We start from the raw sequence: 17802 nt of genomic DNA on the forward strand, positions 1-17802 counted from the left end.
CAAAGCGGAAGATAAAAATTATATCAGAATAGTGACCGAAAAACTGGGCACTAAAGTGGAAACCGTACTTTTTATTCTTTTTAATTTTAAAAAGCAAAAAGGCTGATCTTCATTGGATTTCCCATCAAGCCAATAACATTAAATATTAATCTCACAAATCCCATTGAATTTGATTTATGGAAATGGTTTTACACCCGAGATTCAAATTAGGCCAACTAGTAAAAAAAGGAACTCATGGTGCATTACTACCCAGTACAACCAAGGTATTAAGATAACGCTAAGTCAAATTCCATTATTTGATATTTGGCAAAAAAAATGTACACAAAATTCATTAACAAGAATATTATTTCGCTATCAACGTTATTGTGTCCCCTTTTTCTGTTTCGATAAAATACTCATAAAAGACTGGAACATCTATTTGAGGCAATTGTGTTTTCTTATGATCCAGAAATGGTCCTACATCCATTGGACACAATAAATCATTGGGTGTCTTTTCCTTCATCATATGCCCTCCCTTAATATCTAAGGCTACTGAACTTCTTATGGGCAGTACTCCGCTTTTATTGGCAACAATTTTCGCCTCCTTTATTGAATTACTTTTCCAAGTTATGCCTACTTCGAAATCACCACGCGCTTTTAGACCCGTAGCGGTCCCTTGTTTCCATTTAGTAGGTAAAGCAGGAAGTAAGTGAACAAAGCCATCATGAGTTTGTAGGAGCATTTCAGCAATACCCGCCGTAGCACCAAAATTACCATCAATCTGAAATGGTGGATGTGCGTCAAACATATTTGGATAACTGCCAGAGCCCTTAAATTTGGGATCATTCTCTTTAACTAGATTTATTAATTTTGACATAATTTCCAAAGACTTATCACCATCGTAAAGTCGGGCCCACATATTTACTTTCCATCCCATGGACCAACCAGTGGCCTGATCCCCTCTTCTTATCAATACTTGCTTTACAGCCTTTGTCAAATCTGGACTAGTTGTCGGAGTAATTTGATTTCCTGGATGGAAAGGATACAAATGAGAAATATGTCGATGGTGAATTTCCTTATCTTCAAAGTCGAACTGCCATTCTTGAAGCTGTGCATATTTCCCTATTTGATAAGGTAACAATCTATTTTGTTTTTCAATTATTTCATTCTTCAATTCAGTATCATCAATGCCCAAAATGTCCAAGGATTTCAAATAGCGGTTAAAGCTCTCCTTTATTAAAGCCATATCCATCGTTGGTCCTGGACTTAAAGTTGAGCTTTCTCCTTCCCCATATAAAAAACTTTGTTCAGGCGAATGACCTACAGGCGTCACCAAAAAACCGTCTTTATTGGGAACCAGCCAATCTTTGTAAAAAAGTACTGCTCCCTTAAGTAATGGGTAGGCTTCATCCCTAAGAAATTCCTCATTACCCGTGAAAAGATAATGTTCCCAAAAATGGCTAACCAGCCAACCCGAAGCTACTGGCCAAAATGAGCAGGCACAGGAATCGACAGGCCCAGAATTCCGCCAAATGGACATATTATGGTTGGCCAACCATCCAGAATTACCATACATTGAGCGTGCCATTTTTGCCCCATTTTCCGACAACTCCTTTACAGATGTGAAAAATGGTTGATGGCATTCCGAGAGATTTGTGACCTCCGCAGGCCAGTAGTTCATTTCCATATTAATATTCATTGTATATGCACTGGCCCATGGCGGTATAAGTTTATCATTCCAAATCCCCTGTAAATTAAGTGGCTGTCCTCCAGGCCTTGAACCCGAAATCATTAAATAGCGCCCGTACTGAAAAAATAGTGCTACGAGATTTTCATCACCTCCTCTTTGTAGCGCATGATCCGTTCGTCAGTGGAAAGACTTAACCGTTTCCCGACTTTGTTTATTTCAATATCGACTCGATCAAACAGAGAAGTGTAGTCCGCAATATGACGTTCTTTAATTTTCTCATAATTGGAATTCAGCACCCCTTTAAGATATGACTTAACCCGTTGTCCAGGCAATTCTATACTAATAGGGCTTTCGTCGAAAGCAGTAAAACTTGTAGCCGATGTAAGCTTTATGACCATTTCATCGACATTCGTAAACGTTAACTTCCCATCGATGTATACTACTTCTCCGCCCTCATGATCAACCATTAATCGAGATTGAAAGTACATACCTAACCCATCTACCTCATCATGGTATAGAATCTGTTTGGCAATAGGTTTTCTAGTACGATCCTTATTATATATTTCTGGATATTTATGCTCGTCCTGATAGTTTTCCACGTGTTCAAGGGTTCTTCTCAGTGCAAATCCAGGTACCTGTGCATTAAGACAAAGTTCATTATTTGAGCCACCAACTTCCATTGTAGGTTCGTGAATCGTGGAGAAAGATATCGCTCCGCTCATTTTGTCCGGTCCTTTGGATGAAAGCTTAATAACAAAAATGTGATCAGGATAACTGGCAAAAACTTCCCTTTCGTATTTAGTTTTACCAATGGCATACGACACTTTATGTACGGCATTGGAAATATCCAATACTCTTTTGTAATTGGAGACCTTTCCGGTATGTAGCATATCTATCCAGAGATCACTCATGGGCTGGTACAAATCCTGCGGGCGACCCAACCATTTTTTTTGAACCATTTCCTGACCCTCGGCATATTTACCTTGATCAAACAATGCCATAATTTCATTATAGTCCGCGCGAATATTAAAATTTTCATATTTCCTGTGCGGATCACCACTGTACAGTGTTGACTCGTTGAGTTGAATTCTCTCCTTATAGGGATCGCCAAAGAACATTCCTCCCATATACCCATTCCCTATGGGTAAGGCCTCCGTCCATACCTCGGCAGGTTTATCATACTGAAGGATGTATGAATTGGTTTGCCCAAATACATTATAAACAAAGAGCAAATAAGCTATAATTCCAATTGTTTTTTTCATAATATCAAATTGCCTATTTTACTTTCCTATTTATGATTAACTATACGTACGTCTGCCCGTCTACTTTCAGGAAATACTTTTAGCCCCTCTATTTTACCGTCTTTGAATATTCCTTCAACAGTAGTATTTTTCGGTGCATGCAACTTAAAATTCACATCCCAAGTTTTTGGCCAAGCCGGAAACAACAGTATTTCGTTTCCAAAACATTGCATCAACATTTCCTGTAGTCCGATCATACCAGAACCTCCCCAATTGTGATCAGGAACCCAGTCATGTCCAGGGCCCCAGAATGTTGGATATCGACGATCTGAATTTTTCAATTTCTTTGCATTATAATCTGCCGCAGCATCGGTCATTCCCATCCTAGCAAATTGAATACCGTCCTGATGCCAGCTAATAATATTTCCTTTTCGGAAGGCAGGAGCTAAATCATAAGAGTTTTGGAATGATTCTAGCTCCGTATCACCAATCTTAAACTGATTAAAAGGAAACAGCGGGTAGAATTGTGGTAGTTCTTGGTTTGACTCATTTATCCAGCTTTCCGCTGGCTTAATTGTTCGTATACCATTGACCTCTTCAAATGCGTAATTGGGAATGCGGTTTAAATATTCCCGATAGTATTCTTTTCTTTTTGAAGGGAGTAATTTTTCGCTTAAGGTCAGCATGTTGGTCAAGCATGCCTTAAGACCCGAAAGTACGTCAACAGGGTTTTTTGCCCCGCGATACGATTCACAAGAAGTAGAAGGAAAAATTACAAGTTTTCCGTTTTTATCCAATTCTTTAGCGTTACGCATTTTTTGTCGTCCACGGTAGTGTTCATCAAAAAAGATTAAAGACTTTTCAATGAAAGGCATATACCTTGTTATATCGGCTCCAGTAAATCGGTGATATTCCAATATTATATAGGCATGTTCAATCTGCGACTCCCAATGGTAGGCTATGGACCCATTTGCCATGACCCCTTTTTCTACAGGGTCATTATATGCTTTAGCTCCATTTGCTCGAGGGTCGCCAAAAGGAATTTCCTCCCCGCGTATCCTGTAATTTTGATCATTCTGCCATCCCCAGCCATCTCCAAAGGCTATTCCTGGAACACTCGTATATTCACAATAAACTGCCCCTTCATGGCCAAAATGTTCCTTTACACGTGCAGTAGCACCTGGCAGTCCTTTTAGGTACAGTTCAAACTGAGGCAATATCGCATCAAAATCACCCGATTTAAGCATTGGCCAATAAAGCAATCTCTGGTTTTGTGCCGTAAACACGGATCCGCCCCATTGACGCCAATCGGGACCGTGCGCTTTTTCTTCATTCACCAGACCAGAATCAAAAGTTAGATTACCACCGTTAAATTTTGTTGGGTATTCGCCAAAAGCATTTCCCCCCAGCTGGTAACGGAACAATTGATAGTTACGTCCAATTTGCCAAATGGAATCGTTGGGATTCGAATTTTCAGGTTGGATCACAATATAACTTCGATTCCAGAAATCGTTCCACCACAATACCGAATTCTCAAATGATTTCTGATGGTCAACTTTAGAAGATTCAACCGTATTTAAAAGCTTGGCTTTCCATTCGGAAACTGTTTCAGCTTGTGCAATGTGTGTTGCAATACTAATTTTATGTTTCCTTTTTGCGGTGTTACTTTTTATTCCCCAAGATTTAAAAGGAGTATTCTGATATTTTCCAACCCTAGTTCCATTTGCAATAAAGCCCTCGCCAAATAACAATCCTCCAAATGTTCGATTTTTTAGGTCATCTTTTATTTCATCGGTATATTCCTCCAATCCCTGAAGTTTTACATATGCCTCAGGTATAGGTTTCATGACCGGGTTGCGGTGATAAAATAAAATTCCATCAGTCCATTGTTCAAAAATGTCTTTAGTCCTGATAACTTTTCCGGGATAACCTTCAAGGCCAAATGCTCCGAAGCGTTCCTTTCCAAACGTTAATTCTTTATCTTCTGTTCGCCAACTTTCGTATTCAACAGTGGCATTTATTTTTTGATTTGATTCTACATCTATGTGTACGATTGGTCGAAATACATCGACCCATAATTTAATTTTAACATTTAGACTGTTTGGAACAACCTTTTTCTTTGATTCAATCTCAATAAATCCGTCGACTAATTCTAGCTCTTGCTTGAAGCTATTTTCTCCAACCAATGGGTTTGGATTCAATTTTACACGGAAGCGGCCCATTTTTAAAAACTCTCCGATTTCACTAAAGCTACCACTGCGCTGTACATAAAGTAGGACCTCACCGTTTTCTACCCAAACGTTACACCCAATATCACCACCACCCAATGGCATTGATTCAGAACTATTTTTACTTGGCTCTTGCCAAACAATATTGTATAAATCAGGTAGTTGTTGTTGTGATTGGGAAAAGACTTTACTCAGACTAATCAGTAAAAAATAGAGTATTTTTATTTTATAAAAATTCATCGCATATTTACTTTTATTTAAAAAAAAGGACTGGCGTTAAATCCAGTCCCCTTTTTCCAACTAACTCAAAACAACTCTTATTACTTTTTTCTAGAATAGTTATAATCAAGGTACTTATAGGCCTAATGTTCTATAGTTCAGTTCAGATATTATTATGCCCTAATATGTTAATACCCTGGGTTTTGTTGTAAATTAGGGTTAACATCCATTTCAGATTGTGGAAATGGCCATAAATAGTGTTTTGTAGGATTAAATACGCGTGGAGTACCACTATTAGGTTCAACCAACGTATTGATATAGGTCTCTGCCAATTTCCATCTTCTAATATCACTGTATCTCAACCCCTCCATTGCGAACTCAACCCTCCTTTCGTTCCAAATTCGAGCCCTCATTTCGTCTTTAGATAACCCATCTGGAAGGGGTGGCATACCAATTCCTGTTCTTCCACGTACAGCATTTACTGCATCATACACTTCAGTCGTAGGGCCGCTGATTTCGTTTGTCGCTTCAGCGAAATTCAGCAAGACCTCTGCATATCTTAACAATATCCAGTCATGTTCACTTCTGGTGGCATAATCCACCGGTAGTGCTTCCACATCAGCACCTTTGGTTGGCATATACCCAGTGACAGAAGGATTGTTATAGGCGTAAGGTAAAATTTCTCCTGAGGCTTTAACGGCTGGGTCATCAAATGGTTTTAAGGTGTATTCCAACCTTGGATCCCGGTTTAACTTATAATTGGCAGGGTCGTACAGTGGAGATTCACTAATCGATAGGCCATCTGTGCATTCGAATGCATCCCTGAGTTCCTCTCTAGGGTTCCAAACTCCATGCCATTCAATTCTAATATCCTGTTGGTTGGAATTGTCAGGGTTTAGATATCTAGTTGAAAACATTATTTCCGGATTGGCATCCTGCCCATATACCAAGAACATATTCTGGAAATCATCCGATAGACTAAATTTTCCCTCAGTCATTACTTGATTTGCCGCAGCTGCTGCACCTGACCAATCACCTTGATATAGCAGCACCCTCGATTTTAGTGCCAATGCAGAACCTTTTACCGCGTGTCCTGCACTGCTGTAATCCGTATTGGGCAGATTAGTGATAGCTAGATCTAAATCCGCAATAACCTGGGCAATAACCTCCTCTTTTGAACTCTGAGCCACCTTAGCCTCCCCAATATTTTCAAGCGTTTCTGTATATAATGGCACTCCCCCGTAATAGTCGGTCAATGTAAAATAAAACAACGCCCTTAAAAATAGTACCTCTGCCTTATAAACATCTATTGTACTGGTAGGGATTGGAGTGTTATCAATGTTGGCCAAGAAAAAATTACATGATGCTATACCTCTGTAACAATCATTATAGACAGATGAAATTAGTCCCCCTGAGGTGGATTCTACTAAGCCTAAAGCCATGTTTTGGGCATTGCCACTTCCATTACTTGCCTCTCCAGCAAGAACATCTAAACTCATCTTACTCTCGAAATTGAATGTAGAATTATTTAGGCGTGCATAACAACCGGCAAGGGCCATGTCGGCATCATTCTTGGTATTCCAGAATGTAGAGCTTGAAATTTCAGTCAACGGATTTTTATCCAATAAGTCTTTTTCACATGAAAGTGTAAAAAGTGCCAATAGGACAATGGTGAAAGTGATAACCTTGTCCATTTTTATGTATATCTTCATAATAATATATTTTAAGATTATATTTTCAATTTAACTCCCATAGTGTATGTCGTGAGCTGAGGGTAGGCCGTAAACCAGCCGGTATTGGCCTTTTCAGGATCTGATCCCGGCCATTGCGTGATGGTAAATAAATTGTCGCCGGACATGTAAATATTAATACCCTGAAGTCCTATTGTTTTGCATATATCGGTGGGGATATTATATCCGATAGACAAGTTCTTAAGTCTGAAATAGGATGAATCCAATAACCAATAGGTGTTAGGTGTTCCAGTGACCGGTCCGTATCCAGTAACGAACATGGCAGGATGTGAATTTGTAGATCCTTCCCCTGTCCATCTATTTTTTACGAAATCAAGTGTCGGTGGCGATCCTTGCATGTACGGCGTAAGACCCCATGCCAATGTCTGGACGTGTGCCTTGGACCCCTCGACTCCTTGGAAAAACAGCGACAAATCAAAGTTTTTCCAACTAAGGTCTAGTGTGCCACCATAAAAGAACTTGGGATAGGCTCCATCCACCACGACCCTGTCATCGGCATTTATGGTGCCATCACCGTTTGCATCCTTGAATTTCAGGTCTCCCGGTTTTGGGTTGAACGGATGAACGGCAGCTGCATCTATTTCCGTCTGGTTTTGAAATATTCCGTCGAATTCGATCAAATAATGGGAATTAAACGGAAGACCTACCTGAGTAGTGGTATTTCCATAAGTCGGGGACAAAATCTCCAACACTTCATTCTTGTAACTGGAATAATTGACACTAGTACTGTAGGAAAAATCACCAAAACTTTTCTGGCTACCCACGACAAGATCGATTCCCGTGTTCTTCATTTTGCCAAAGTTCACTGTGGGTGCAGATAAGCCAATACTTGCCGGTACCGGAATCTGATAAAGGATATCATCGGTAATTTTGTCATACCAGTCGAACGTAAAGCTAAACAAGCCATTGAGCATGCTAAAATCAACTCCCAAATCGGTCATTGTAGTTGTTTCCCATTTAAGACTTTTATCCACCATGCGGCTTTGTATTACACCTGGTTCCGAGTTTATAAACGGGTAGGAAGTGGTTGACAATACTTCTTGATAAGGATAAAGTCCAACATTTTGGTTTCCCAATTGTCCCCAGGAAGCCCGGAGTTTTAAATTGCCCAACCAATCCACTTTGTCCATAAACGCTTCTTCTGAAATCCTCCATCCAGCTGATAAGGAAGGAAAGAAACCCCATCGTGTATCCGGTGAAATTCTCGAAGTACCGTCGTATCTGGCATTGGCCTCGAGCAAGTATTTACCCTGATAATCATAATTAATTCTCCCAAAATATGACTGTATTGCCCACTCCGTTGCACCACCACCGGTAGATTGACCATTGGTAGCACCGGCATCCAATTCTTTCAGATCGTTGGTCGGAAAATTAATTCTCTGCCCTCTAAGATATCTATCCTTAAATCCTTCTTGGTTATATCCTGCCAAGACACTGAAGTTGTTATCGTTTAAGGATTTGGTATAATTTAGGGTTGAATAAAAGGTAGACAACTTACTGGTGGTCCATCTATCCTCCACCCCTAACCTCCAAGTAGCATTGTTGTGGGCATATGAACCGTCTTTAAAGTAATAGTTGTCTACGGCATGCTCATGATTCTTATACTGATTATTGTCAATGGTAAGGGCATATTTGGAATTCCAAGTCAGGTTATTGGTAAGATTAACCTCACTATAGAACTGGGGCAGTACATTGTACCGGGTCTCCGTCATTAGACCACTTGCATCTTGAGCGTCAGGGTTTCTAACAGTCCATTCGGCAATATCGGCACTGTAACGGGCTACATATCCAGTACTTCCATCCGGCAAAGTCATCGTAGGTGTATAATTTGGTCCTGCTCCGTAAATGGCAAGAATTTGGTAGTCCACATTATTGTCCCAGTTACTTCTGGTTATGTCCTTATTTACAAACTGAATGTCGCCCCCGATCTTGATCCAGTCATTCAATCTGGAGTCTACCGTAACACGGCCGTTAAATTTTTGATACTCATAATTACTTGTGATACCTGGTTGGTCCAGATATCCAAGGGAAGCACTGAAAACCGTTTTTTCGTTTCCCCCACTGATACGAAAAGACTGGTTATGTGCAATGGCGGTATTGAAAGTATGGTCGATCCAATTGAAATTGGGATAATTTACAGGATCGTTAGGGTTGTTTCTGAACCCATCTATTTCCGCCTGGGTGAAATGTGGGGCTTGACCGTTCCTAATCCTTGCTTCGTTCCAAAATTGCATATAGTCTGCAGAATTGTACAATAAGTCCGGCAATCTACTAGCGCTCTGCGCCTGAATATTGCCGTGATAGTCAATTACAAGGCTACCTGCTTTACCTTGCTTTGTAGTAATAAGAATAACCCCATTGGCAGCTCTGGCTCCATAAATGGCACTGGAAGCGGCATCCTTTAAAACAGAAACCGATTCTATGTCGTTCGGGTCAAGGTTGGTCATATCACCGCTTATACCATTTATAAGCACCAATGGACTACTTCCCGCTCCACTAAATGTACCTATTCCCCTTATCCGCAGAGTATTTCCTTCATCTCCAGGTTTACCGGAAGACGATGAAACTTGTAGACCAGGAACTCTCCCCTGCAATAAGTTTTCTACATTCGCTGCCGGTCTCTTTATAAGTTCGTCAGAACTTACCGTAGCTACAGAACCCGTAAGGTTTTCCTTTTTTTGCGTACCGTATCCCACCACGACGACTTCATCCAAACCAGCGGCATCCTCTTTTAATACTGCCGTGACATTACTTCGGCCATTGAGTGATATTTCCTGTTTAGTAAAGCCTATGTACGAAATGATAAGCGTAGCATTGGCTTCCTGTACTTGTATTGAAAATTTTCCATCAAAATCAGCGGTAACCCCATTGCTGGTCCCTTTTTCAACAATGTTGGCTCCTGGTAGGGGCATCCCCTCATTATCCATTATGGTTCCACTCACCTGAAATTGTAATTTCTTATCCAAGATCTCAACTAAATTATTTACAGAGGAATCAACTGGACTTTTTTTCACTACAATAGTGGAACCATCTGTAAATTTATATGTAAAACTTATGGGAGAAAGACATTTATCCAAAAGATCACCAGCTTTGATAACTCCTTTTTTAAGGTCTATATCTGGAGCAATCTTAATGAGATCATGTCTATATACAAACTTATAATCCGTTTGTTTATTGATTAGCCGAAAGACCTGTTTAACGTTCAAGGTGACATCTGAATCGACAATAATCTCTGCATTTTGGCCTACCCCACTGATGGGGGTGAGTGCAAATGAAATCGAGCAAAAGAGAAAAATAATGGATTTCATAAAAAAGCGTAAAAGGACTTTACCCAACGGGCAAGGTGGTCGGTTGGTTAATTTAATTTTCATAAATTTGTAATGGTTTAGTTAAACATTGTTTTAATTGATCTACTGGGAAAAAGGCTATTGCTGTGGAAGGTGCTGGCCTTTTCCTTTTCTTATTTAATACTAATTGTTTTATTGTTTATTTCAAATTTTATCTGACCCTCGCTGGTGGCCTCAATAAGCTTGAGTATATCCTCTACGGTTTCGGTTCTTTCCAATATTCCAGTAAAGACAAAACTCTTGTGCTTGGCATTTTCATAAACAACTTCGGTATCATACCATCTGGACAAATCCGTCATTATTTCTCCTAAAGGTTTTTCATTAAAACTAAACAATCCGTTTACCCATGCAATTTCTTGGGAAACATCAATTTCTTGAATATCCATGTTATCACTACCACGACTAATCCTGGCCTGTTGATTTGGCCGCAAGGTTTTACTTTGCTCTCCCTTTTTTATATTAATTTTCCCTTCTACCAAGGTGGTGGAAATTAGCTCCTCATTATTATAGGCCCTCACATTAAATTCGGTACCCAATACATTTATTTCCTGGGATTTGGTCAACACATGAAAGGCAGCTCCCTTGTGCTCCTCACTGGGTGAAACCTTAAAATAAGCTTCCCCGTAGATTAGTTCCACGTTACGCGTAAGACCGTCCTTAAATGCTACCGGATATTTTAATTTGGATTCTGAATTTAACCAAACCTCGGTCCCATCCGATAATTTAACGAAAAACTGCCCTCCCCTAGGAATAGTGAGGTAATTGTACATCTGCTCTTTTACATCGGTTTCATTTTGTTCTTTATCAACATATATTAATTCTTCACCATTACTGCTAGCCTTAGCAGTTTGAATTTTTTTCCCTTTTTCCAAAGCTACCTCATTACCATTTTCAAGGGTCAGAATGGCCTTATCAGTACCCGCTACAATTAAATTAGATTGTTTTTCAGGTTCAGACACTTTCACTGGCCTATTATCATACAAAAGGTAAAAAGCCATGCCAAGCAACAGCATAATGGAAGCCGCTACCGCTATTTTCTTAGATAGGTACACCCTTCTTGTCTGTTCGCCCTTTTTCAACCTAGTTTTAATAGTCTCCTTGGCCTTATTAACATCATATTCTGTCATGGAAAGTGTACTTAGGTATTGTGTTTTAACAAAATTATTAAAGACTTGAATTCTTTGTTCATTCTTAATAAAAGTTTCCAATTTTTCCAACTCGGAATAATTTGATTCTTGATTTAAAAACTTAACGATTATTTTTTCTATTTCGGCCATTTAATTTTTTACACTTATGTACCTAATACGTTCAAATTTTTAATACCCCTCTATTTTTTTATGATTATTTTGAATTTTTTACTAATATTATCTTCTAATAATGATAATAACGCATTTAAAATGAACAGCAAAAGAAGCTTATTCCTGGCCAAAAGGTTAATTTTAGGTGATGAAAAAGCCTATGACCTGCTAATGGATTCTTATTACCAGAATTTGTGTACCTATGCCCAATCCTTGTGCCACGACCATAGTATGGCCGAAGATATTGTTCAAAATGTATTCGTCACTATTTGGACCAATAGAAAAAATATAAATCCTAAATTATCCGTAAAAAGTTATTTATACAAATCGGTCTATAACGAGTTTATTAACCAATATCGTAAAAATAAACCTGTAATATACTTGGAGAAAAAATATTTTGAAGCCATAGATCTGGTGGCAGATATAGAACCTGAAGAATTGGATGGTCTAATTAACTTAATGAATGCCGAAATTGAAAATTTACCTTCCAAATGCAGGGAGATATTTTTAATGAATAAAAAAGAAGGGCTTACCCATACCGAAATCTCCGAATACTTGAATATTTCCATAAAAACCGTGGAGGGCCATATTACACGAGCCTTCAAGATCCTTACCGAAAAGCTCGGTTCCAAGGTGGAAGCCGTACTTTTTATTCTTTTTAGTTTCAAGAAAGAAAAACAACGGCCTTATTTAGGCTGAAAAAATGCCTCCGCAGGAATAGTCCCTTTCTCTATACCAGGACCGTGCCATTCCAATTTTAGGGATGGTTTTCCTTTTGGTCCTGGGGTATAATATAATCGATATGGATGCAGGCCAGCCTTAAGTTTAATATCTCCGCTTTTGGGTGCGTTTCTAAAGTATTCATAGTCGGCATCAACAACTGCAACATCATGGATCCTAAGAAATGCTGCCGAATTGGCCGAGACGTAAAAGGTATAGTCCCCATCAACTGGAACACTTATGTAGCCCTCCAGAAGCATAGCCCCCGATTTGAGACTGTGCTGTATCACCGCGCTCAACTCCTTTTCCTCTCCAGAATTGGATTCCTTGAGGTTGCTTACTTGTGGCACCCATGAAAAATTGCCTTGATATGTCCTCCATTTTATACCCCTTTCCATTTCCCGCTCAGTAACTGCAGGAATAAGGGCGTCATCGTAGGGTCGTAAAGCCGTATTGTTTGGCGTACGCGAACGTAGAACCTTATCCTTCATCTGCTGCTGTAAGGGAGCCAATTTTGGGTCCTTGGCCAGATTCTGCGTCTGTTGGGGATCTTTTACCACATCATAAATTTCAAAATCATCGTCCTGGGACCTAATATCGTAACGCAAGCCAACATAATCTTCTAAACGTACCATCTGCATTTGGTTGCGACGGCGCCCTTGGTGCCCCGGAATAAAATCAGCGTATTCCGGTGTTTTGCCTGGCTGATAGTATTCAATATAGATATTACTATTGGGCTGTTTGCCTTTTCCCAGTAAGGAAGGCAATAGGGATACCCCGTCCGATACTGCCGGTGCGGGAAGTCCGGCCATCTGAGCAAAGGTCGGCATCCAGTCATAGGAAATACTAGGGGTTTCAATCTGGCTCCCTGCCGGGATTTTCCCTGGCCATATTGCCAATGTTGGCATACGCACTCCACCTTCCAAACAATCGCGCTTTATGCCATCAAAAGGCCCAAAACTCTTAAAAAAGCTAGGTGATATAGGTTCATTGGTTATATACGATTCCTTGGACGGACCGTTGTCCGAAGTAAATACCACCATGGTATTTTCATCAATTTCCAAATCTTTGAGCAGTTGCAGTATATCGCCCACGGCATCGTCTATCCGCCTGGTATCAGTTGCATAACGTTTGTAGACCTCAGGCCATGCCAATTGGGCAGTTGCTAGATCCCCATCATGGTTATAAGTTGCATTGGCATAATCTGGATGCATCCAAGAATCCACCTTTCCAGAAGCGGTATTGATCATATGCCCTGGCTCTCCCAACCATTGTAGTCCGCCATGCAATCCACCTCCCTCAGGGTAGGCCTGGGTAGGCAATTCTAGAACGGCATGGGGGGTATCATAGGCCAGATACATAAAAAAGGGCTTATCGCCATCGTCTCCTTTCTTAAAATCGACAATCCATTTCTTCGCAGCCGCCGTAAACAAGTCGGTAGTATAACATTTATCAAGGTCTTCGGCAATATTGGTCCTGTTTTCATACACTTCTTTCTTACCTCTATAAACCCCTTCTTTAGGATAGTGCTCATGACCATCACCATGACGTATATAACCCAAATAGTAATCAAAACCTCGATTAAGTGGGTGGGCAGTCCAATTGGGTGCCTTACCTCCTTTTCCCTGTAAGCCCCATTTTCCAATGGCCGCTGTGGTATAGCCTGCAGTTTGCAATACAGACCCTAAGGTGTGGTTATTATCCAAGGCCTTGTCGAACTGATTGTCCCTGATATTGGCATGACCCTGACTACGCCCCAACAACAGTGAGGCCCGGGATGGGGCACAGACTGGTGCGGCAGAATAATGCTGTGACATCAGGGCACCTTCCGCTGCCATTTGATCCAGATTGGGAGTATACGCTCGCGGGTGGACAGAACCTTTTTCCATAGCCCTCATATTTTGAAACAATACACCAAGGTCCCCATACCCCAGATCATCTGTAAGGATAAAAATGATATTGGGCTTTTTGTTAACATCATCACCCATCGGTTTATTATTAGTTTGGGCAATTAATGAATTAAAGGCACCTACCAATATAAGGGCAAGCATACTTTTTGTGATCATTATTTTATAAATCATAAAGTGTTATTTTCTTATCTGATTAAAAATGGGTAGGTCAAATTAAGATTAATCCTTTGAATGGAAAACAAATGTAGTTACCGATTTACCCAAGACCTGTATCTTACCATTAGGTATTTGACCGTCGGACATTTTATGAAGATTATGGGATTCATTGGTAACATAAGTCCGGACTTCATTAATAAATGGCTTATCTATATTTAATTTTAAATCCTTAGCCTTTTCCCCTTGGTTTACTGCAACCAACACCAAACTTTTGTCCGTATTTATATAGGCCGATAACAATACTCCATCTTTCAGGTTTTCCACCGTATTAAAATTGTCATAGGTGACCAAGACCCTTTTGGCTCCTGGCCTTATAAACCTGGAATAATTTCCCAATGCCCAAAGTAATTTGGTGCCATAGAAGTTTCCGTCCTCACTATCCTTATCCACATAAATTAGTCCGTCTTTAAAATCGTACGGGCTCATTGCCAACCACCAATGCCAAGCACTGGCATTGGCAATAGTAAGGTCGGCATGAATGAGACGGGCCACGTAAAGTGCCGTGGACATACCTAGATCCCTACCTTTTCCCCTGATCTCCTCATTGTTCTCCAAAATACAGTATTCGCTCATCCAATATTCCAAGGAAGGATATTCAGCTAGTTTTTGTGCAATCCGCTGCCTTTTATTTTTGAGTTTTGAAATATCCCAGGTAGTAAAGTAACTGTGTGCTGCTATTTTTGGGGCCAAGGATTTTAAATCCCCTAAATAATTAGGGCTTTCAGGACTAAAGAATGTAGTAATCTGGTTGCTCCTATTCCGATACTTTTCTTTTTCCCCAGTTATATAGTCTATTTGGCCCGCTTCAGTTATTTCTATTTTTGAATCTATTTTTTGCTTAAGAAACACAGAATCGATCACCCTAGTAGCATTGGCCAATTCATCATTGTTCCAGGGAGACCCCTCCTGTCCGCCTTTCCATTCCCACTGGGGTTCGTTAAACGGACTTATATACTTAAATTGGATTGCTAAACTGTCTTTAAAATGTTTTAGCACCGTAGCTAGAAATTTGGCATAATCCACATAGTTGTCCTTGGATAAATTTGCGGCCAAGCCATCAGTAGAATGTGCCTTATGGTTTGTTGTCAACTGTATGGGCGGACTATTGACAAATGCAATGAATTGATTCACCCCTTGTTTCTTTGCCGCTTGTAGGAACCATTGTTGCCCAGCCTGCTTTTGCCAATCATAACTTCCGTCATTCTGTAAAAAGCCTTCGGCCCGCCTCCACGGATCTTTTATACCACTTTCTTCTCCTTGAGACGTACTCCCTGCCCCTATATTAAAACGCCAAGCCGACAATCCAATTCCCTTGGGAGAACCGTTGGCATCGCGTTCCATACTAAATAACCACCTGGCCATTTGGCTCTTTTTTTCATTGGACCATAAGCCCGTATATTCGGCCGCCCATGCATCCGAGGCTGCAAAATTATGAATGGTCTGAAACTCCTTATCCGTAAAAATATCGACCTCTACCAGCCCCTTTTCCTGCGAAAGCGCAAAGCAAGAAGTTAGTAAAGTACAGGCCAACATGAAACCGAAATGCAAATTCCTATTTTTTGGAAGTATCGTAAGCTTTAAAAATTTACCTATTTTCATTATGCTTCTATCGCCAATTATTTAAACTGAAATTCCTCTGAGTATGTTCTACTATTATTTAATTGCTTTATAAGCGCCTTGGCCTTTTTGGGCTGGTCATCTATAATATTCCTAGTTTCACTAGGTTCTTCCTCTATATTATACAGCTCATAGTTCCCCGCTTTATTAACATTATATCTAATTAATTTCCATTTCCCTGACCGCAGCGCCTGTCTACCTCCCCGTTCATGAAATTCCCAATACAAATAGTCATGTTTAGGTTGCTTCTTTTTACCCAGAAGCGTGGGTAAAAAAGATATCCCGTCCAAATCACTATTCAGTTCAACACCTAATAAGTCGGCCATAGTAGGCAAAACATCCCAAAAAGCCGAAATATGGTCGGTTTTAGTATCTTTTTCAATTACACCAGGCCAACTGGCAATCATGGGTACTCTGATTCCCCCTTCGTACAAATCGCGTTTATAGCCCCTGTATATACCATTACTATCAAAATAGTCAGGGTCTGCACCCCCTTCTTTATGAGGGCCGTTATCTGATGTAAATATGATTATGGTATTATCTGTTAATCCCAGTTGCTCTACCTTTTGCATAATTTCTCCTACTTGATCGTCCAAAAGGTTTACCATGGCAACAAAGGCAGCATGCGGAAATTCTTGGGACCCATAAGGGCCTTTTCTGTATTTGGGCCCATCATCAACTCCCTTGTACGGACTTTCCGGATCAAAGGCTCCTATATATTTTTCCATATATTCCCTAGGGGCAAACAGTTCGGCATGGGGCACGATAGACGGATAATAAAGAAAAAAGGGATTGTCTTTATTTTTATCTATAAACTGTAGCGCCTTCCTATGGATAAGGTCAGGGGCATATTCCCCGGTTCCTCTTCCCGTGTTTCCTTCTAAAATCACTTTCTGGTCATCCTCCCATAAAAAGTAAGGATAGTAATTATGGGCCAAAGATTGATTGTTATACCCATAAAAATGGTCAAAACCTTGCTTTAAAGGATCTCCTTCAGATCCAACCTTCCCCATTCCCCATTTTCCGAAGGCAGCTGTAGCATATCCATTTTCCTTTAACACCTCTGCCAAGGTAACACTCTGGGCAGGCAGTGGCACCTTCTTATTACCCCTTATTGGGGTATGCCCTGTGTGCTGTCCTGTCATCAATGCAGAACGGGAAGGGGCACAGACGGTAGACCCGGAATAATGTTGGGTAAATACCTTACCCTGTTTGGCCAATTTATCTATGTTTGGTGTTGAAAATTTCTTTTGGCCATAACAACTTAAATCACCGTAGCCCAAATCGTCGGCAAGGATATAGATAATATTGGGCTTTTGCTTGCCTACTGCCAGGCCATCCAAATCCTGTGCATGTCCCCCCGAGGTAAAAAGAAGAATAACCAACAGGAATCGCATATTTTTAACAAGGATTTTGCACAACCTAATACTGTTTTGGTTTGTTTTTATCATGTAACTTATCTTTTAAACAACTAATATATTCAATATTACCTCTTATTTTTTATAGATACCGTAAATTCTAAGTGAGCGTATTTTGTACTGGTAATCAATACTTCGGCCCCATTTTATATCCCCGTTTTTAAATAC

9 protein-coding genes and 1 pseudogene are annotated in these 17802 nt (G+C 40.2%); 1 reads left to right on the top strand and 9 read right to left on the bottom strand.

The features are described from left to right. Positions 1-343: 343 nt before the first annotated feature. From EHW67_RS20980 to EHW67_RS03790, 6 genes and pseudogenes are all read right to left on the bottom strand, one after another. Entirely contained in the window at positions 344-787 is a 444-nt protein-coding gene (locus EHW67_RS20980) for a glycoside hydrolase family 95-like protein (protein WP_394343580.1), read from the bottom strand. Beyond that, positions 776-2931: pseudogene (locus EHW67_RS20985) on the bottom strand (glycoside hydrolase family 95 protein); the annotation flags it as partial. The pseudogene EHW67_RS20985 and the gene EHW67_RS20980, both read right to left, overlap by 12 nt. A 26-nt stretch (positions 2932-2957) precedes the next feature. Continuing rightward, positions 2958-5378, bottom strand: coding sequence for a DUF5703 domain-containing protein (locus tag EHW67_RS03775; protein WP_126161029.1), 2421 nt, complete (start codon positions 5376-5378; stop codon positions 2958-2960). Between the two features lie 167 nt (positions 5379-5545). Then, positions 5546-7069, bottom strand: coding sequence for a RagB/SusD family nutrient uptake outer membrane protein (locus tag EHW67_RS03780; protein ID WP_126161030.1), 1524 nt, complete (start codon positions 7067-7069; stop codon positions 5546-5548). A gap of 17 nt (positions 7070-7086) precedes the next feature. Further along, complete coding sequence (locus tag EHW67_RS03785; RefSeq protein ID WP_158285067.1) at positions 7087-10416, bottom strand: SusC/RagA family TonB-linked outer membrane protein; 3330 nt, start codon at positions 10414-10416, stop codon at positions 7087-7089. A gap of 152 nt (positions 10417-10568) precedes the next feature. Then, a complete protein-coding gene (locus EHW67_RS03790; RefSeq protein WP_126161032.1) occupies positions 10569-11732 on the bottom strand; it encodes a FecR family protein in 1164 nt (387 codons plus the stop codon). 120 nt (positions 11733-11852) lie between these two features. On the opposite strand from EHW67_RS03790, the gene EHW67_RS03795 reads away from it, so the two are divergent. After that, positions 11853-12452 carry an RNA polymerase sigma factor gene (locus EHW67_RS03795; protein ID WP_126161033.1) on the top strand — a complete coding sequence of 200 codons (600 nt, stop codon included), beginning with the start codon at positions 11853-11855 and terminating at the stop codon, positions 12450-12452. On the opposite strand, the gene EHW67_RS03800 is transcribed toward EHW67_RS03795, so the two are convergent. From EHW67_RS03800 to EHW67_RS03810, 3 genes are all read right to left on the bottom strand, one after another. Next, positions 12440-14554, bottom strand: coding sequence for a sulfatase-like hydrolase/transferase (locus EHW67_RS03800; protein WP_202911908.1), 2115 nt, complete (start codon positions 14552-14554; stop codon positions 12440-12442). The genes EHW67_RS03795 and EHW67_RS03800 overlap by 13 nt on opposite strands. A gap of 48 nt (positions 14555-14602) precedes the next feature. Further along, complete coding sequence (locus tag EHW67_RS03805) at positions 14603-16147, bottom strand: glycoside hydrolase family 30 protein (RefSeq protein WP_158285068.1); 1545 nt, start codon at positions 16145-16147, stop codon at positions 14603-14605. Between the two features lie 68 nt (positions 16148-16215). After that, on the bottom strand, positions 16216-17667 hold the full coding sequence (locus EHW67_RS03810; RefSeq protein ID WP_238389837.1) for an arylsulfatase: 1452 nt from the start codon (positions 17665-17667) through the stop codon (positions 16216-16218). Between the last annotated feature and the right edge of the window lie 135 nt (positions 17668-17802).

It is taken from the genome of Arenibacter aquaticus (assembly GCF_003957295.1).
Taxonomy (GTDB): Bacteria; Bacteroidota; Bacteroidia; order Flavobacteriales; family Flavobacteriaceae; genus Arenibacter; species Arenibacter aquaticus.

Bases quoted from the DNA above. Each gene is read 5' to 3' on its own strand.
- EHW67_RS20980 (WP_394343580.1), bottom strand. From the start codon at position 787: ATGTTTGACGCACATCCACCATTTCAGATTGATGGTAATTTTGGTGCT.
- EHW67_RS03775 (WP_126161029.1), bottom strand. From the start codon at position 5,378: ATGAATTTTTATAAAATAAAAATACTCTATTTTTTACTGATTAGTCTG.
- EHW67_RS03780 (WP_126161030.1), bottom strand. From the start codon at position 7,069: ATGAAGATATACATAAAAATGGACAAGGTTATCACTTTCACCATTGTC.
- EHW67_RS03785 (WP_158285067.1), bottom strand. From the start codon at position 10,416: ATGAAATCCATTATTTTTCTCTTTTGCTCGATTTCATTTGCACTCACC.
- EHW67_RS03790 (WP_126161032.1), bottom strand. From the start codon at position 11,732: ATGGCCGAAATAGAAAAAATAATCGTTAAGTTTTTAAATCAAGAATCA.
- EHW67_RS03795 (WP_126161033.1), top strand. From the start codon at position 11,853: ATGAACAGCAAAAGAAGCTTATTCCTGGCCAAAAGGTTAATTTTAGGT.
- EHW67_RS03800 (WP_202911908.1), bottom strand. From the start codon at position 14,554: ATGATTTATAAAATAATGATCACAAAAAGTATGCTTGCCCTTATATTG.
- EHW67_RS03810 (WP_238389837.1), bottom strand. From the start codon at position 17,667: ATGATAAAAACAAACCAAAACAGTATTAGGTTGTGCAAAATCCTTGTT.